Below are 19,627 nucleotides of genomic sequence, written 5' to 3'. Positions count from 1 at the left end.
TTAAGGACACTCGCTTCATGTTAGCCAAAATCACTCGGCTGTTCCCACTCTGGGCATTATTGCTCTCAGTTGCGGCCTATTTCCGCCCAACAACCTTTGTCGGCATTGGCCCGTATGTTGGCCCACTATTGATGCTTATTATGTTTACTATGGGAGTCACCCTGCGGTTGGATGATTTCAAACGCGTGTTATCGCGCCCAGCACCGGTTGCGGCGGCAACATTCCTGCATTATCTGATTATGCCGCTCACCGCCTGGATTCTGGCAATCTTATTCCGTATGCCACCCGATCTGTCTGCCGGTATGGTATTGGTCGGCAGTGTTGCCAGCGGAACAGCATCCAATGTCATGATTTATCTGGCGAAAGGTGATGTGGCACTCTCCGTGACTATCTCTGCGGTTTCAACCTTGGTAGGCGTGTTCGCTACCCCACTACTGACCCGTTTATATGTGGATGCCACCATCAGTGTGGATGTGGCTGGGATGCTAAAAAGTATTCTGCAAATCGTAGTTATCCCTATTACTGCGGGCCTGATTGTCCATCATACCTTTACTAAAACAGTCAAACGTATCGAGCCTTATCTGCCAGCCATGTCGATGGTCTGTATTGTCGCCATTATTAGTGCGGTAGTCGCCGGTAGCCAGAGCCACATTGCTTCTGTCGGTTTCGTAGTGATTATTGCAGTTATTCTGCATAACGGTATTGGCCTGTTAAGCGGATACTGGGGTGGGAAACTGTTTGGTTTTGATGAGTCAACCTGCCGCACATTGGCGATTGAAGTAGGGATGCAAAACTCAGGATTAGCAGCGACTCTGGGTAAAATTTACTTCTCCCCTCTGGCCGCACTGCCAGGCGCGCTGTTCTCGGTTTGGCATAACTTATCTGGCTCACTGCTGGCAGGTTATTGGTCAGGTAAACCGGTAAATAAAGACAAAGAGTAATCCAGCCTATTCACCATGCCCGTTAAACACGGGCATCTATTTCTTCCATTTTATCTTGCCATGCCCCTCCCGTTAAAATTTAATCAATAACATCCTGCATTGACCTGAATAGAGATTAAATAATTATAAATTTCATTATTTATCTGTCTTCGAATATCAAAAAATTATTATATTTCAGTTTTTCCTGAATATAACTTAATTCCCAAGCCGCCCCGCCGTTTTTACTTATCAGGGACGGTAATAGTGCTGCCCGTAAATTTGACTCAAGGATGGAGACGACTGAGCCTATTCCGCCAGTAAACTCCCCCACAGATATCATGATCAAAAAACGCACCGCATTATGTTTTTTATTGAGCACGGGCGCCTACGCTAATACCACTCCGGGGATGGATATTCCCTCTTCGATCAATGAAGCTCGCCAAAACTTACAGAACAATAGCAATGAGATAAACCACTTAATAGAAGAACGTCGCCAACCTCATGCTAAACAACCTGAAGCAGAAATAGATACGCCTGAAAATAGTGCTCCGGAATTAGACGATAGCGCACAATGCCTTCCTATTAGTGGCATCTATATTCAGGGTATTACCTTATTGACCGCAACAGATTTAGAGTCATTAAGCGCCATACCCGAACAATGTATCAATAGTGAGCATGTCAATCTTCTGGCCCGAGAGCTGACTCAACTTTATCTTAGTAAAGGCTATATTACAGCGCGCATCCAGTTTATTCCTCCCGACGAAGAAGATGAACTCGGGGTGGACGTCACAGAAGGCTTTATTGAGAGCATTGAAAGTGATGATCCAGAATTAAATGGTGAAACTATTTTCCCCAATATGCTGGGTCAGCCATTAAATATTAAACAACTTGATCAAAGTTTGGATCAAGCCAACCGTCTGCCTTCCAACAAAATTACCGTAGATATATTACCGGGAAATAAAGCGGGGGGATCAATTCTGAAACTGAGTAATATCCGGACAAAACCGTGGCATCTGACAACCTCTCTTGATAATTATGGTAATAAAAGTACCGGAAAATGGTTGAGCCGCAATGCATTTTCTTTCGATAACCCTCTTGGGCTATCGGATTCCCTCAGTTTGAATATCAGCACCACCACTGATAATCCACAGAAAAATCATAGTAAAGCCTACTCACTATTTTATTCCGTTCCTTACGGTGCACTGACCTTCAGTGGTTTTGGCAGTTATTCCGAATACCTTTATCCGGTGAAATTGCAATTTAATACTATTGAGCTCAAGGGGAAAACCCAGCAGCACGGTTTACGGACTGATTACGTTTTCCATCGCGAACAAGACCAAATTAATGGCTTAAGCGCACAGTTAACCTATAAACAGGCAGAAAACTATTTTAACGATCAAAGAATAGCAGTGAGTAGCCCGACACTGACGGTATTTGAATTAGGCATTAATCACCTTCACATCCTACCAACTGGCATATTCAATATAAATGTGGGTATTGAACAAGGATTATCGTGGTTAGGAGCCGATCAGAATTTAACTGCCAGTTATCAGGATAGCCAATTCACTAAAGTTAAAGCAGCCGTTACTTCCAATCAATATTTCAAACTGTTTGATGACTTCTACCTGTTTAGTAATCAATTCTATGGCCAATATACCCGCGACCGTTTACCGGGCGTTGAATGGTTGAGTATCACCGACAGCAATGCTGTTCGCGGCTTTAGTCGCAATACTTTATCTGCCGATAAAGGTTGGTATTTACAAAATACGCTATCCCGCAATTTCTCTCTTGGCAACACCATTATAACGCCACGGTTAGGGGCGGATGTCGGTCGTATTCAGCAATTATCACAAGGCTGGAGCAGCGCTATGGGTTTAAGCGCGGGCATCAATATCAGCTACCGCGATATCAAACTGGATATTGAAGCCAGTCGTGGTCATCTGCTGTCCGGTAAATCAGAAAATAAAGACCCGACTCAAATTCTGGCGCGCTTCTCTTATTCCTTTTAGTTCACCGCTGCCAGTGAAAGCCAATTTTTATCAACACCAAGCAATATGACAAAAATGGAGAAGTAAAAATGAAACAAAATAAGTTCAGGCTCTCCCCGGCAGGAAAACTGGCGGCGGCCGTCGCTATTATTTCAGTATCAGTCGCCACCTGTTATGCAGCGGGCATTGTCGGTGCTGGCGATCCTGCTCATAACCCAGGAGTTAGCTCAATCAATGGCGCTGCGGTAGTCGATATCGTCAAACCCTCGGCCTCCGGTTTATCCCATAACCAATATAATGAATTCAATGTTAGCAAAGAGGGTGCTGTATTTAATAACTCCCTCAGTGCCGGACAGTCACAACTTGCTGGGCAATTATCCGCTAACCAGAATTTAAATGGTCAAGCAGCGAATATTATTCTGAATGAAGTTATCAGCCGTAACCCTTCATTATTATTAGGCAAGCAGGAAGTCTTTGGTATGGCCGCTGATTATATTCTGGCTAACCCTAATGGAATTACCTGTGATGGCTGTGGTTTTATTAATACTACTCGAAACTCACTAGTAGTCGGTAATCCATTAGTTGACCAAGGTAATTTACAAGGGTTTGATACTCGTAATAACACCAATTTATTAAATATGACAGGTTACACATCAACAGTTGGGCCAATAGACTTAATTGCCCCACGTATTAATATGCTGGGAGCTGTAGACTCCAGAGAAAGCATTAATGTCATTCTCGGCCAAAACAAAGTGGGTACTGATGGGGAAATACTTGCATCACAAAAATATGTTGGTTCGGCTTACGACAGTAAAATATTTGGCGGTATGATGGCTGGCCGTATCAGAATAATTAATACCGCGGAGGGGAATGGTGTCAATATGTCAAGTGGGTATACCGGTCGTGAATCAATAGATATTTCAACGCCTGGCACACTTAATCTTGATGTCGATTCCGATCCTGAACTGAATTATAACCCTACTCCCGCCAGCTTAAGTGGTAAAAATATAACAATTAACGCCGGTGATATTTTTACCTCAGGCGATATTATTGAAACCTCTGCTAATGGTTCGACGACACAAACGCTCGAACGTACCAAAATTAAAGGTTCGAACATTTCTATTATTGCCAAGAAAAAAAACCATCTTGATGCCGCCATTATTGATGGCAAAAATATTGTAATGCACGGTGGCAACATTCAACTGAATGCTGAAAAACTCACTAATACACACACAGATGGTTATTCAGAAGGCGGTGGATGGTGGCTCAGTGAGTGGAGTAAATCCAAAGATAATAAAAATGAACAACAAACAACCGTTGGAACTACCATTATCGCGGAAAATAATGTCTCACTTCAGTCAACTAAAGGCGATATAAAGCTATCCGGTACTTCTATTAAAGCGGGTAATAACCTTTCAATCAAAGCGAAAAAAGACTTAAACCTTGCGGCTGTAGTTGATCAAGAATCAACACAAGAAAAGGGACACCATTATGTTAATTCAAATAAAGATATAACCTGGGATAACAAAACGACCACGCAAACACTGAATAAAGCCACACTACAAGCGGGTGGAAATATGGGTTTGACCGCAGAAGGGAATATTAGCGCCAACGGAGTTCAAGCTTCTGCTGGCGGTGATTTATTAATCAATGCCAATGAAGTTAAGATTGATGTACAAAAGACCAAAAATCAGAAAACGACTAAGGGCAGAAATGAACAAAACTTAGGTCTGGGTGGAATAGACCATAATAATAATGATAAAAATGCGGAAGTAAGCCACCGTTCAGAAATAACCGCTGAGGGTAATATTCTTGTTGTAGGTAATAAAGGTGTCTCTATTACCGGCAGTAAAGTCAAGGCTGACAAAGATGGTTATGTTCAGGCGGCAGAGGGCGGGATTAAAATCGACAATGCAGTCAGTATTACTACCACTAAAATTGATGAGCGCACCGGGGTCGCCTTTAATATTACCGGCAGCTCACACAAAGCCAATAATAGTGATGAAAAAATTACCGGCAGTGAGTTAGTTTCAGACGCTAATCTTAAAATTATCGCTAAAGATAATGTCGATATCATTGGTAGTCTGGTAAAGAGTGCCGGCGAACTCGGTATCGAGACGTTGGGTGACATCAATGTAAAAGCTGCACAAACCCAACAGCAAATAGATGAACAAAAAACCAAACTGACCATCTCCGGCTTCACCAGTGATGATGGTAAACATCAGTATCAAGCAGGCCTGAAGCTAACTCACACTAGCGAAAGTGAGAAAACTGACAGCACCAAAAATCACGCGGCATCACTTGAAGGTAGTAACGTCAAACTAGACGCTAAAAAAGACGTCACCTTCACTGGATCTAATATCACTGCCACCAAAGGCGATGCCGAAATTAAAGGCGAAAATGTTTCATTTGTGGCAGCACAAGACACCCTCTCCAGCGATAAATCCAAAGAAACTGTCGGTGTTGATTTCCACTATACCGGCGGTATGGATAAGGCTGGCAGCGGAGCAAATGTCAGCTATGAAGACACTCAAACAACCACAGATAAATCAGCTGCCGTGGTTTCTAATTCAACAGTTGCAGGTAATCTGAATATCATTGCAACTAAAGATGTGACCAATCAGGGAACTAACCATAGTGTTGGGGGTGCCTATCAGGTTGAGGGAAATAATATCCATAACCTGGCTGCCGAGAACAACGAAATAACGAATACCAAAACTACAAAAGTTGATGTCGGCTATGAGGCTAATATTGCTTATGGCGAAGTCACTCGTCCAATTGAAGATGTGATCAATAATGGGAAAAAACTTGATCTCGGCGGCATGATCGAAGCTGTGGGAGAAATAGGTGCACCCAATGCTGGGGTAGACTTCTCTGCTAAAGGTGGCACCAAAGAGACCCACCTCAATAGCAGTCAATCCGTCGTAACATCAATTAAAGGCGGAAATATTGCGCTCAATGCCGCAGGAGAAGTTAAAGATCAGGGGACAAAATATCAAGCCGATAAAGGTGGCATTACTCTGGATGCAGCGAGCCATACCTCAGAAGCCGCCATTAATAGTTCTGACCGGCATATTACCGAAACCTCTGGCGAGGTGGATATGCGCATTTACACTTCTACCGGTAAAGATATTACTCTGGATGGCAAGGGTAAAGGCGGTTCTACCGACCAACATGTGAAAGGTGATATCGCACAAGTTGGTAGTATGAACGCCGCCAATGGCATCAATATCAACGTCAAACAAGATGCCGTCTATCAAGGTACAAATATCAATGCTGGTGATGGTAAAACAACGATTACTGCGGGTAACAATATTCGCTTTGAGCAAGCGACCAACCACACCAGCGAAAGCCACAATAATGTTGAGGCTAACGCTAAAGCTAATCTCGGTACTAACACCGGCAGTAAAAACTTTGGTGCAGGTTTAGGTGGTGGCAACAGTAAGGGGGAAAGCAGCACCTCAGTTGCTCAAGTCAGCCAATTACAAGGTCAGCAAGGTATTGAGCTGAATGCAGGGAAAGACTTAACCATGACAGGCACGACATTCGGCAGTAAAGATAAAGCAACGGGTGATGTTCAGTTGATAGCTGGCGGCAAAGTTGATGTGCTGGCCGCACAATCACACGGTTCCAAAGAGGATATGACCTGGTCTGCAAAAGCCAACGCAGGTATCAGTCAAAGTTCTGGGACAGATAAAAATAACAAAGGAATCAGTGCGGGAGCTGAGGTCAAAGTTGCTAATAAAGATGAATCAGCACTCAAGCATCAGGGCAGCGTTATCAATAGTAATGGTACGGTAACGGTTAAAGCAGGCGGTCACGATAACCAAGCCATCCATATGCAGAATGCCAATATTACCAGCCAGAAAACCACACTAACGGCTGATAATGGCGGTATCTTGCTGGAATCGGCACAAGACAAAGAGCATAAGAATAACTGGAAATTTACTGTCGGAGCCAATGGTAATCAAAACAGCTCTTTCAATAAAGATGACAAAGGTGTGGTTGATAAACAAAGCAGCGGAAAACTTCATAATATCAGTGCTGAATTGGATGTTAATGTTGAACAGTTAGATGCTGTCATACAGCAAAACACCCATATCAATAGCAACAATATCGTCCTCAACAGTGCCAAAGATGCCGCACTATCTGGGGGCATTCTTAAAGCCAGCAATATGACCGGTGTTATCGGCGGTGACTTGAAAGTACAAAGCCGTGAAGATAGTCGGCATGAAGTGAATGTTAATACCGGCTTTGGTTTCAACCACAGCAATGAGAAACAAGATAGTTTGATTACTCAAGCAGCCGAAATGTCGCCGATTGGTTCAGATAAAGTGAAGAAGACTCTGACCACCAAATCCAATAAGTTATTCGACAAAGTCAAAAAGCAATATGACCAAATATCCAGCAAATTCACCACGAAAGAAGAAGACAATGTCAAAACGCTCAGCTACACCAAAGAGGGCAAAAAAATGACATTAGACGAATCAACAAGTGAAGAAGAAACCAAAGAAAAATGGTGGCAGAAAGGGGCAAAAGCAGTTGGCAAAAAAGTCAAAACCAATGTTCAGGATGAGCAAGTTAAAGGTGGCAATGGAAAAGCCAAAATTGAGGTAGAAGTCGTTGATAATAAAGCTGTAGCAGAACAATCCGCCATTAGCGGTACGCAATCAGTTAATCTCAATGTAGCCGGTAAAACAGAACTCATTGGCGGGAAAATATCCAGTCAAGATAGTGATGTAAATTTACAGACTAACGGCCTGGAACTACAGGATATCAATGGTAAACACACGCAAGGCGGGGCCAGAGTCAATGCCTCGACTAAAATCACCGAGACAATCGGTAGTGGTGTGGGTGAAATGATGGAAGGCAAAACACCTGTGCTTGGCGCTCATGGCGGCTCTGAACAGAAAAATGCAGTCGCTGGTGTGACACGAGGCTAAAACCAACTCGGCGCTCCGATTAAGCGTATAAAAAAGGAGATAGTCATCATGGCTATCTCCTTTTCATCTTATCGAACGGACTTACCTATCAATCCGCATCGTAACCCAGGTTCGGAGCTAACCAGCGCTCAACCTCGGCAATTGGCATCCCTTTACGGGCAGCGTAATCTTCAACTTGATCTCGCTGAATTTGCGCCACAGCAAAATATTTGCTATCCGGATGACTAAAGTACCAGCCTGACACCGATGCCCCAGGCCACATGGCGTAGGATTCCGTCAGTTTCATACCCGTATGAGTTTCCACATCCAGCAACTGCCAGATTTGGCCTTTCTCTGTATGCTCAGGGCAAGCCGGATACCCAGGAGCCGGGCGGATCCCTTGATAATTTTCCCGCACCAACTCTTCGTTGCTCAGATTTTCATTCGGTGAGAAGCCCCAATACACCTTACGTACCCGCTCATGCAGATACTCTGCAAAAGCCTCTGCCAGCCGGTCAGACAGCGCCTTAATCATGATTTTGTTGTAATCATCATGTTGAGCATCATAGGCATCGGCCAGAGCATCCTCTTCCAGCCCGCCGGTCACCGCAAAAGCACCGTAATAATCAGCTTTACCGCTGGATTTAGGTGCGACGTAATCAGCCAGACAATAGTTCGGAAAATCGGTTTTCTCGGTTTGCTGGCGCAAGTGATGGCTAACCACCAGCACTTCATCACGTCTTTCATCGCGATAGATTTCGATGTCATCGCCAACACTGTTGGCCGGAAATAGCCCGACGACACCTTTTGGATGCAGTAAGCCCTCCGCTGACAGCTTATCCAGCATCTCATTGGCATCAGCAAACAGGCGCTTGGCCTCTTCACCTACCACTTCATCTTCCAAAATACGCGGATACTTGCCCGCCAGCGACCAGGTCATAAAGAATGGCGTCCAGTCGATATAGTTACGCAAAGTTTCGATGCTGGCTTCCACTGCCTGCACGCCCAACTTATGCGCCACTGGTGGGGTGTAATTTTCCCAATCAATAACGGTTTGGTTATCTCGTGCCACTTGCAAACTAACCGGCGGGGTACGTGGTTTTTTTCGCGCATGTTGAATGCGGACGGTTTCGTATTCTTTGCGGGTTTTCGCTATAAAATCATCTCGTTGCGTATCAGATAACAATGCTGAAACTACGCCAACACTGCGCGATGCGTTAGAGACATAAGTGGTGGACCCACTGTAGTTCTGCTCAATTTTAACCGCGGTGTGTGCTTTGGAGGTGGTAGCTCCGCCAATCAGCAGCGGCAAGGTGAAGCCCTGGCGCTCCATCTCTTTGGCGACATTCACCATTTCATCGAGCGATGGCGTAATCAGACCAGATAAACCGATGATATCGACCTTTTCTTCCCGCGCAGTACGCAGAATTTTTTCGGTCGGCACCATCACACCCAAGTCTATGATTTCATAGTTATTACACTGCAACACCACACCGACAATGTTTTTGCCGATGTCATGCACATCGCCTTTAACCGTCGCCAGCAAGATTTTACCTGCCGTAGTACCTTTCTGTTTACTGGCTTCAATATAAGGTTCGAGATAGGCGACCGCTTGTTTCATCACTCGGGCGGATTTTACCACCTGCGGCAGGAACATTTTCCCCTCACCAAACAAGTCACCCACCACATTCATCCCGGCCATCAATGGCCCTTCGATAACCTCGATTGGCCGGTCAGCCTGCTGACGGGCTTCTTCAGTATCCAACTCAATGAACTCGGTAATCCCTTTAACTAACGAGTATTCCAGGCGTTTTTTCACCGGCCAGCCGCGCCATTCTGCTTGCTGAACCGCCACCTCATCACTCTTACTGCCACGGTATTTTTCTGCCAGATCTAGCAGGCGCTCAGTGCTGTCATCACGACGATTAAGAATGACATCCTCAACTGCATTACGCAGTTCATCTGACAGATCGTCATAGATAGCCAACTGCCCGGCATTCACGATACCCATATCCATTCCATTACGAATGGCGTAATAAAGAAATACCGCGTGAATAGCTTCCCGCACCGGATCATTACCACGGAAGGAGAACGAAACGTTGGAGACACCGCCTGAAATCATGGCATGCGGCAGTTCGGCTTTGATATCGGCACAAGCCTCAATAAAGTCGACGGCGTAGTTGTTATGTTCTTCAATCCCGGTAGCGACGGCGAAAATATTCGGGTCAAAAATAATATCTTCCGGCGGGAAGCCAACGGTTTCAGTCAGAATTTTATAGGCGCGGCGGCAAATCTCTATCTTGCGCGCGCGCGTATCAGCCTGCCCCTGCTCATCAAACGCCATCACCACCATCGCCGCACCATAGCGCCGCACCAGCTTGGCATGATGAATAAAGGCATCTACACCCTCTTTCATCGAAATGGAGTTAACGATGCCCTTGCCCTGAATACATTTCAGACCTTTTTCGATGACATCCCATTTGGAAGAGTCGATCATAATCGGCACCCGGGCAATATCGGGTTCACCGGCAATCAGATTCAGGAAACGCACCATAGCGGCTTCAGCATCCAACATGCCCTCATCCATATTGATATCGATGATTTGCGCGCCGCTTTCAACCTGCTGACGAGCCACATCGAGCGCTTCGCCATATTTCTCTTCTTTTATCAGCCGCTTAAAGCGGGCCGAACCCGTGACGTTGGTCCGTTCACCGACGTTAACAAACAATGTGTTGGCATCGATTGTTAGTGGTTCTAGCCCCGCTAAACGGCAAGCGACCGGAATCTCCGGCAACGGACGTGGTGCTACGCCAGCGACAGCTTTCACCATCGCGGCGATATGACGTGGCGTGGTACCGCAGCACCCGCCGACAATATTTAAAAACCCTGCCCGCGCCCACTCACCAATCTGCTCGGCCATCTCTTTAGCTTCCAGATCATATTCACCAAAGGCATTCGGCAAACCGGCATTCGGGTGCGCACTGACATAATATTCAGAAATTCTTGATAACTCAGCGACATATTGGCGTAGCTCATCCGGCCCCAAAGCGCAGTTCAGGCCAAAAGAGAGCGGCTTCACGTGGCGCAGAGAGTTATAAAAAGCTTCGGTGGTTTGGCCGGATAGAGTACGGCCAGAAGCATCGGTAATAGTGCCGGAGATCATCACCGGTAACAGCACCCCCATAGCTTCAAATTCAGATTCGACAGCAAAGGTGGCAGCTTTGGCATTCAGGGTATCGAAAACCGTTTCAATCATAATTAAATCGACGCCGCCCTCAATCAGAGCACGGGTCGATTCACGATAAGCCTCAACCAACTGATCAAAACTGACATTACGAAATGCCGGATCATTCACTTTCGGTGAAATAGATGCGGTTCGGTTGGTCGGGCCAAGCACCCCGGCAACATAGCGTGGTTTGTCGGGCGTGCGGGCAGTCCATTCATCAGCACAGATACGGGCCAGTCGGGCAGCTTCATAGTTAATTTCAGCTGACAGCGACTCCATCTGATAATCCGCCATAGCAATGGAGGTAGAGTTAAAGGTATTGGTTTCGAGAATATCAGCGCCGGCTTCAAGATAGGCATTGTGAATGGCAGTAATGACTTCGGGCTTGGAGAGCACCAATAAATCATTATTCCCTTTCAGATCACTGGGCCAATCAGCAAAGCGCGCACCACGGTAATCCGCCTCTTCCAGTCGATAGCTCTGGATCATGGTTCCCATACCACCATCCAACACCAAGATCCGTTGTGCTAATTGCTGGTGTAATTCCTTAACCTTATTATTTGTTACTGTGTCCACCACTGTCGCCTCTTTACCCTGTTGCCTTGCCATTATCCGATGCATCTTTAATTGTTTATTCGTATCAGACATGCTGAAAAATTCATCTGTCATCCTAGCACAAGTTGTCAATGTAATGAGTCCAGTCACAGTTGAGACTTTTTCAGGTAGGAAACCAAACTCATCGGATGAGCAATTTTTGTGGTTTGCATGCATAATTAAAAACGAAAATGAGTTCCATAATAATAGATGAGAGGCTGATTTATGGCGTTACCGATTGCGATCAAACGGGGGAAGAAACCCAAGGCAGCTGCGCAAATGGCGACTGCTCCAACCGGTCAGGTTCAATCATTGACTCGGGGCCTTAAATTACTGGAATATATTTCCGAAGCACAGGGTAGTGTCGCACTGACAGATTTAGCACAGCAGGCAGGTTTACCTAATTCCACCACTCACCGCCTGTTAACCACCATGCAACAGCAGGGTTTCGTCCGCCAGGTGGGGGATTTAGGCCTTTGGACGATGGGTGCACATGCCTTTATTGTCGGCAGTAGCTTTTTGCAAAGCCGCAATTTGCTGGCTATGGTTCACCCCATGCTACGCCGTTTAATGGATGAATCCGGTGAAACCGTCAATCTGGCCGTGCTGGATCACAGTGACTATCAGGCCATTATTATCGATCAAGTGCAATGTACCGCCCTGATGCGGATGTCCGCACCGATTGGCGGCAAACTGCCTATGCACGCCTCTGGGGCCGGTAAAGCTTTTCTCTCCACCCTGCCAGACGACCAACTGGTTCAGCTTTTACATAAAAAAGGGCTGCATGCCTACACGCAGCATACCCGCACCAGCCCAGCCAGCTTGAAAGAGAATCTGGCGCTGATTCGCAAACAAGGTTATTCATTTGATGATGAAGAACATGCTCTTGGCCTGCGCTGTATCGCCGCCTGCCTGTTCGATGAACATCACGAAGCCTTTGCCGCTATTTCCATTTCCGGCCCGATATCGCGTATTACCGACGATCGCGTCACAGAGCTTGGCGCATTGGTTATTCATGCTGCGAAAGAAATAACTCAATCATACGGCGGCGGGAATCGTAATTAATTAAATAATCGAATGCATAAAAACTTTGTCGTTCGGTGAGAACAAGCAGATCGTAAAGACGCCGTAAATACTTCCCTGTAGGCTCGAGCCGCGCCGTCCTGGCGCGGACGCTTTACTCTTCTGCCTGCCCTCACCTCTCTGAATCGAGAACTAATTACACACAACAGTGCTTCTTTACATTCCTGATCAAGGCGTAGCGAGCGAAAGGAGTTTAGGTGCGCCCTGCGCGCAGAACCCGGAGCGTATATGTAATACGCGAGGAGTTCGAGCACAGCGCAAACCCAAAATCCGCACGCGCAGTAGCCGTTAATTTAAAACCCGCTGGGAGAAGCGTTGTTTTCGACGATAAGCAAAAACATCCTCCACATGCCCATCACGGATACGCTGCTGCAAACCGCGCCAGTAACTGGCATGGAACAAGTCGCTGTGCATTTCCTCAAAAAAGTGCCGAACTTTGCGGTCACTACATAAGAAATGGCGAAATTCTTCGGGGAAAACATCATTGGGAGATACGCTATACCACGGCTCGCTGGCCATCTCATCTTCCGGATAGCGTGGCGGCGGGATATCGCGGAAATTCACCTCAGTCATATAACAAATTTCATCATAATCGTAGAACACTACGCGCCCATGACGAGTTACCCCGAAGTTCTTAAATAACATGTCGCCGGGGAAAATATTCGCCGCAGCCAGTTGTTTAATGGCATTACCGTATTCTTCAATAGCATCCTTCAACTGCTGATCATTTGCCTGCTCCATATAGAGATTCAATGGCGTCATCCGCCGCTCCATATAAAGGTGTTTAATGATGATTTGGTCGCCTAAGTCTTCCAGTTTTTCCGGCACTTCCCGCTGTAATTCCGTCAGCAATTCTGCGCTGATGCGATGCTTATCAATCACAAAATTCTCATACTCTTGGGTATCCGCCATTCGCCCTACTCGGTCATGTTCTTTAACCAATTGATAGCACTCTAAAACTCTCGCCTGACTGACTTCTTTTTGTGGCGCGAACTGGTCTTTAATGACCTTAAAAACCCGGTCAAATGATGGCAGAGTAAATACCAACATCACCATCCCTTTGACCCCAGGCGCAATAATAAACTGTTCGCTGGATTGATGAACAAAGGTTAGGTATTCACGATAGCTTTCGGTTTTACCGTGTTTTTGGCAGCCAATTGCCATATACAGTTCAGCAGTCGATTTGCCCGGCAAAATTTCCCGCAGCCATTCCACCATTGCCGCAGGTAAGGGGGCATAAACCATAAAATAGGAACGGGCGAAACCGAACACGATACTGGCCTCTGCCTTGCTGGTGAGGCAGGTATCAATAAATAACCCGCCTGATTCATTGTGATGGATAGGTAGCAGAAATGGATAGACCTCGTCAGCCAGTCGCAGTTTTCCCACCAACCAAGCGGCTTTATTACGATAAAACAGTTCATTAGCAATTTGAAAGCGCGCTGTTGCGAGTTGCTCATCAGTAAAATTTTGCCGCAATGCAATCGCAATGTAGCCGATATCGCGGGGCAGATCCTCCCAGGGTAAACGCAGCGGCAAATCATTGAGTACCAGCTGCAACATACCGCTCAAATCTCCCTTGGGGGCAAAATCACGCGCTAAGGGACGGGGAATTTCACGAAAGCGCCGTTCTGGTTGTGAACTGAAAACAAACAGCTTATCCGGGGTTAAATCGCGGTGTTTAAATAACCGACAATAGACTGAATTAAAAAAACTTTCAGCGATTTCAAAGCGCGGATAATCCGGTAACAAGCCAGTATAGATTTCTTTTACTCGCGTTAGAAAATTCACATCAAAACAGCGTTGATCAGTGATGTGTTTCAATTGCTCAACCACCAGACCCACATGACTATCATAGAGGTGAATACGCTTTTTCATCGCCTGCTGTACCGCATGCCAATCAGCCTGCTCAAAACGATGTTGCGCCCCCGCAGTGACCTCCAGAAAGCGGCCATATTGAGCATCAAACCCCTGCAAAATTGTTTGCGCGATTAATTGTTCCAGCTTTGTCACCATACTCACCTCCGCCATACGGAACAGAGCCTGCATAAGCAGGCTCTTGATAACATACCCTTTCACTCAAATCGTGGAGCTAAAATTGCTGTTCTTCCGTCGAGCCGGTCAATGCTGTCACGGAAGACTCGCCGCCCTGAATAATATTGGTGACTTTATCAAAGTAGCCGGTACCCACTTCCTGTTGATGGGACGCGAAAGTGTAGCCGCGCTCAACAGCGGCAAATTCTGGCTGCTGAACCTTCTCAACATAGTGTTTCATGCCCTCTCCCTGTGCGTAAGCATGCGCCAGATCGAACATGTTGAACCACATGCTGTGGATACCCGCCAGTGTAATAAACTGGTATTTGTAACCCATCGCTGACAGCTCATCCTGGAAGCTGGCAATCTGTTGGTCAGTCAGATTCTTTTTCCAGTTAAATGATGGGGAGCAGTTGTAAGCCAATAATTTACCGGGGAATTGTGCGTGAATCGCATCAGCAAAACGTTTAGCTAACGCCAGGTCTGGTGTTGAGGTTTCGCACCACACCAAATCGGCATACGGGGCATAAGCCAGACCGCGGCTGATGGCTTGCTCAATACCAGCATGAGTGCGGAAGAATCCTTCAGCTGTGCGATCGCCAGTAATGAATGCGCTATCATGCGGGTCACAATCAGAAGTCAGCAAATCAGCGGCATCAGCATCGGTACGGGCAATCAGCAGTGTTGGTACACCGAGAACGTCCGCAGCCAGACGGGCGGCGACCAACTTCTGAATCGCTTCCTGAGTCGGTACCAAAACTTTACCGCCCATATGACCACATTTTTTCACGGCCGCCAGTTGGTCTTCGAAATGTACCCCGGCAGCACCCGCCTCAATCATAGCCTTCATCAATTCGAACGCATTCAGTACACCACCAAAACCGGCTTCCGCATCGGCTACAATCGGCAGGAAATAGTCGGTATAACCTTTGCTACCCGGCTCAATATTATTCGACCATTGAATCTGATCTGCGCGACGGAAACTGTTATTGATACGTTTAACCACCGCGGGAACGGAGTCAACCGGATACAGCGACTGATCCGGGTACATGCTTGATGCGGTGTTAGCATCAGCCGCGACCTGCCAGCCTGACAGATAAATGGCCTCAACCCCGGCCTTCGCCTGTTGCAGCGCCTGACCACCGGTTAATGCACCTAAACAGTTGATATAGTCTTTACGCGATTTGCCGTGCAGTAATTCCCACAATCTCTTCGCACCGTGCTGCGCCAAAGTGCACTCTGGGTTGACTGAGCCACGTAATTTAATCACTTCTTCGGCACTATACGGGCGAATAATGCCCTCCCAGCGCGGTGATTTCCATTCCTGTTCCAGTTGCTGAATTTGTTGAGTACGAGAGGTAGTCATGACGATATTCCTTATTATTTAATTTTGTAGGGTTAAATAGGATTTGATCCCCAAAGTCATTGGAGTTACAGCCAGGTAGCAAGCGAGCCAGTCCCGATGAGCTGACACAAGTCAGTGATTCGGGCGAGTGAGCGTAGCTAACACCGCTATAACCTCAAGGACGAAGGGTATTTCAGGCTAATAGTGCGTAGCCGGGTAGTGTCAGGAAGTCGATAAGCTCGTCTTGTGTTGTAATTCGCTCCATCAAACGCGCAGCTTCTTCAAACCGCCCGCCATCAAAGCGCTCTGCGCCAAGTTCCAGCTTCACTACCTGCATTTCTTCACTCAACATGTTTCGGAACAGCTCTTTTGTCACCGTTTGACCATTACTCAGGTTTTTCTGGTGATGTATCCATTGCCAGATAGAAGTACGGGAAATCTCTGCCGTCGCGGCATCTTCCATCAAGCCATAAATCGGCACGCAACCATTGCCAGATATCCATGCTTCAATGTATTGCACAGCAACCCGGATATTGGCGCGCATCCCTTCTTCCGTGCGTTCACCACTGCAAGGCTCCAACAACTCAGCGGCGGTGATAGGTTTGTCCTGCGCTCGGCTAACCTCTAATTGATTTGGCCGGTCACCCAACACCTTGTTAAAGACTTCCATCACGGTATCGGCCAGCCCTGGATGGGCTACCCATGTACCATCATGGCCATTACTGGCTTCTAACTCTTTATCCGCACGGACTTTATCCAGTACTTGCGCATTTTTTACCGGATCTTTATTCGGGATAAATGCCGCCATGCCCCCCATCGCTAAAGCACCGCGTTTATGGCAGGTTTTGATCAATAAACGGGAATACGCGCTCAGGAATGGTTTATTCATGGTGACCGATTGGCGGTCTGGCAACACACGATCACCGTGATTTTTCAGTGTCTTGATATAGCTGAATATATAATCCCAACGACCACAATTGAGGCCAACAATGTGGTGGCGCAGGTGATAGAGGATTTCATCCATTTGGAACACGGCAGGTAATGTTTCAATTAATACCGTGGCTTTAATGGTGCCTTGCGGTAAGTCGAAGCGCTGCTCGGTAAAGGTGAAAACATCACTCCACCAAGCGGCTTCCTGATAAGACTGCATCTTCGGCAAATAAAAATAAGGGCCGCTGCCATTGGCAAGTAATTGCTTATAGTTATGATAGAAATACAAAGCGAAATCGAACAGTCCACCAGGAATATCTTCCCCCTGCCATTTCACATGTTTCTCCGGCAAGTGCAGGCCGCGAACTCGCGCAATTAGTACCGCAGGATTGGGTTTGAGCTGATAAATCTTGCCGGATTCATTTGCATAGGAAATCGTGCCTTTTACCGCATCATGCAGGTTAATTTGACCATCGATCACTTTGTCCCAGCTTGGCGCCAACGAGTCTTCGAAATCAGCCATAAAGACTTTTACGTTGGCATTGAGAGCATTAATCACCATTTTGCGCTCAACCGGCCCGGTAATTTCCACCCGACGATCACGTAAGTCAGCAGGAATCCCCTGAATCCTCCAGTCGCCTTCACGAATGGAATTAGTTTCCGAAATAAAATCCGGTAAGGCACCTTGATCGATATTTTTTTGCCAGGATACCCGTGCGGCAAGGAGTTCACGACGTGACCGTGCGAATTTCACCACCAATTCGGTCAAGAATTCGATCGCTTCATCCGGTAAAATCTGTCTTTCAGCAGCATTAAAATGCTGTGTAAAAACTAACTCCGTGCCGACTAACTGTTGTGTCATTTCCCTTCCCCTTTCCAATCTCACGGCTTTCACATCAACGCTAATGTAGCGTCACTCTTGGATTCGTATCGGATAATGTGTTCCAACCGGAAATTGAAGGCTAGATTATATGGTCACTTTTCACCCCGACAGGACTAAGAATAATCAATTAATTAAGAAAATCAAAAACGATTTCCATTTTTATTTAAAATAATTTTTTAATCTTTATTTATCATATTGTTAACATAATGCTAAGTGTTAGATAGATAGGAACCAGCTTCCATTAATGACTTTATCTCATGGTAACTCGTTGTTTGATAAAGAGATCAGACCAGTTTAAGTCAAGATGAATGGAGTATATTCGAGCAAAAAATAGAAAGGCGGCTCGATTCAGCCGCCTTTATTAACATTCAGGGAGGAGGAAAGTTAGTCGAGAGTAGGATTCATATGACGTAAATCAAATGGTGTGATTTGGTAAACGTAGTAGTTCAACCAGTTAGCAAATAACAGATGTCCGTGGCTACGCCAGGATGCTTTTGGGGGTAATGAAGCATTATCATTGGGGAAATAATTGAGTGGGATTTGTGGATTCAGACCGGCAGCCAGATCTCGTTGATATTCCCCCGCTAAAGTATCGACATCATATTCAGGATGACCGGTGACAAAAGCGACTCGCTTGTCTTTACTGGCAAACAAATATGCACCGGCCTCTTCCGAGGAGACCAGAATATCCAGATCAGTATATTGCTGAAGTACCTCAACGGGGAAATCGGCATAACGGGAGTGTGGGGCCAGGAATGTCTCATCAAAACCACGCGTGAGTAGTGCGAGTGGTTTATCTGTTTGATGCTGATAAATGCCTGAGAGCTTAGTCTCACGCGTCATTTTAGGAATACCGTATAAGATATTTAAGGCTGCCTGTACCGCCCAACACACGAATAAAGTTGAGGTTACATGATCTTTTGCCCAGGCAATAATGCGCTCAATTTGCGGCCAATAAGCAACATCACAGAAATCGACCAAGCCCAGAGGAGCCCCTGTCACAATCAACCCGTCAAAATTTTGCTCCTGAATATCTTCAAAATCACAATAAAAGTTGTTCAGGTGCTCAGCTGGCGTATTTTTTGATTCGCGACTATCAATTCGCAACAATTGAATATCGATCTGTAGGGGTGAGTTGGAGAGTAAACGCAGGAATTGATTTTCCGTCTCAATTTTTTTAGGCATCAGATTTAAAACCAACACCTTCAGGGGACGAATTTCCTGAGTTTTTGCACGCGATGAGGTCATGACAAACACATTCTCATTACGTAAAAAACTCACTGCTGGTAATTCATCAGGAACCCGAATTGGCATGCCTATATCCTCAATATATCCGTTTATACGTTTAGACTTCCAGATGCCTGAAGATAGCGGATTTTTGGAGGAAAGTCGAGCAATCTGCTGCAACCTGAAAATGTTTCATTGATGAAATTTCAGTCTATAAAATTTAGTGGACAGCCGTAATCATTTTATATACTGCAAAATCCTCTGCAGATATAGATACTTAGGTGTCATCTGGCGATATAATTTCAGATATATTACATGGAGAATGGTAGCGGCTGAGGCAACCTATTATCGGTTACTAACTGTTTATTGGTATGTAGATATTTATCGGATAGCAGAAAAGCAAAAACCCCACGCTTTTGGCATGGGGTCTTGGCTTGATTTGATGCCTGGCAGTGTCCTACTCTCGCATGGGGAG

The 19,627-nt window shown here is 46.1% G+C and carries 9 protein-coding genes; 4 read left to right on the top strand and 5 right to left on the bottom strand.

Features of this window, described 5'->3' with window-relative positions:
- Positions 1-17 precede the first annotated feature (17 nt).
- From panS to QSV56_RS20350, 3 genes are all read left to right on the top strand, one after another.
- Positions 18-941 (top strand): ketopantoate/pantoate/pantothenate transporter PanS, encoded by a 924-nt coding sequence (gene panS / locus QSV56_RS20360; RefSeq protein ID WP_050328554.1) that lies wholly within the window; start codon positions 18-20, stop codon positions 939-941.
- Positions 942-1,258: 317 nt separating this feature from the next.
- Positions 1,259-2,929: a ShlB/FhaC/HecB family hemolysin secretion/activation protein gene (locus tag QSV56_RS20355; RefSeq protein ID WP_026018136.1), complete on the top strand. Its 1,671-nt coding sequence runs from the start codon at positions 1,259-1,261 to the stop codon at positions 2,927-2,929.
- A gap of 68 nt (positions 2,930-2,997) precedes the next feature.
- Complete coding sequence (locus tag QSV56_RS20350; protein WP_050130184.1) at positions 2,998-7,851, top strand: hemagglutinin repeat-containing protein; 4,854 nt, start codon at positions 2,998-3,000, stop codon at positions 7,849-7,851.
- An 88-nt stretch (positions 7,852-7,939) separates the two neighbouring features.
- On the opposite strand, the gene metH is transcribed toward QSV56_RS20350, so the two are convergent.
- Entirely contained in the window at positions 7,940-11,635 is a 3,696-nt protein-coding gene (gene metH, locus QSV56_RS20345; RefSeq protein ID WP_046051954.1) for a methionine synthase, read from the bottom strand.
- 240 nt (positions 11,636-11,875) lie between these two features.
- Here metH and iclR point away from each other — a divergent pair, with 240 nt between their 5' ends.
- Positions 11,876-12,715 (top strand): glyoxylate bypass operon transcriptional repressor IclR, encoded by an 840-nt coding sequence (gene iclR, locus QSV56_RS20340; RefSeq protein WP_076706439.1) that lies wholly within the window; start codon positions 11,876-11,878, stop codon positions 12,713-12,715.
- A gap of 306 nt (positions 12,716-13,021) precedes the next feature.
- Here iclR and aceK read toward each other — a convergent pair whose 3' ends face one another.
- The 4 genes from aceK to metA all read right to left on the bottom strand — a co-directional run bounded on the left by aceK (position 13,022) and on the right by metA (position 19,239).
- A complete protein-coding gene (aceK, locus tag QSV56_RS20335) occupies positions 13,022-14,749 on the bottom strand; it encodes a bifunctional isocitrate dehydrogenase kinase/phosphatase (RefSeq protein WP_026017917.1) in 1,728 nt (575 codons plus the stop codon).
- Between the two features lie 76 nt (positions 14,750-14,825).
- On the bottom strand, positions 14,826-16,133 hold the full coding sequence (aceA, locus tag QSV56_RS20330; RefSeq protein WP_046050053.1) for an isocitrate lyase: 1,308 nt from the start codon (positions 16,131-16,133) through the stop codon (positions 14,826-14,828).
- 172 nt (positions 16,134-16,305) lie between these two features.
- Positions 16,306-17,904 (bottom strand): malate synthase A, encoded by a 1,599-nt coding sequence (gene aceB, locus QSV56_RS20325; protein WP_050130182.1) that lies wholly within the window; start codon positions 17,902-17,904, stop codon positions 16,306-16,308.
- A gap of 405 nt (positions 17,905-18,309) precedes the next feature.
- The gene (gene metA / locus QSV56_RS20320) at positions 18,310-19,239 is read right to left on the bottom strand and encodes a homoserine O-succinyltransferase (RefSeq protein WP_019080132.1); all 930 of its coding nucleotides are present in this window, start codon (positions 19,237-19,239) and stop codon (positions 18,310-18,312) included.
- Positions 19,240-19,627: the final 388 nt, after the last annotated feature.

It is taken from the genome of Yersinia sp. 22-579 (assembly GCF_030433455.1).
GTDB classification, from domain to species: Bacteria; Pseudomonadota; Gammaproteobacteria; order Enterobacterales; family Enterobacteriaceae; genus Yersinia; species Yersinia enterocolitica.
This window is presented reverse-complemented; position numbering and strand designations above follow the sequence as displayed.

Bases quoted from the DNA above. Each gene is read 5' to 3' on its own strand.
- panS (WP_050328554.1), top strand. From the start codon at position 18: ATGTTAGCCAAAATCACTCGGCTGTTCCCACTCTGGGCATTATTGCTC.
- QSV56_RS20355 (WP_026018136.1), top strand. From the start codon at position 1,259: ATGATCAAAAAACGCACCGCATTATGTTTTTTATTGAGCACGGGCGCC.
- QSV56_RS20350 (WP_050130184.1), top strand. From the start codon at position 2,998: ATGAAACAAAATAAGTTCAGGCTCTCCCCGGCAGGAAAACTGGCGGCG.
- iclR (WP_076706439.1), top strand. From the start codon at position 11,876: ATGGCGTTACCGATTGCGATCAAACGGGGGAAGAAACCCAAGGCAGCT.
- aceK (WP_026017917.1), bottom strand. From the start codon at position 14,749: ATGGTGACAAAGCTGGAACAATTAATCGCGCAAACAATTTTGCAGGGG.
- aceA (WP_046050053.1), bottom strand. From the start codon at position 16,133: ATGACTACCTCTCGTACTCAACAAATTCAGCAACTGGAACAGGAATGG.
- aceB (WP_050130182.1), bottom strand. From the start codon at position 17,904: ATGACACAACAGTTAGTCGGCACGGAGTTAGTTTTTACACAGCATTTT.
- metA (WP_019080132.1), bottom strand. From the start codon at position 19,239: ATGCCAATTCGGGTTCCTGATGAATTACCAGCAGTGAGTTTTTTACGT.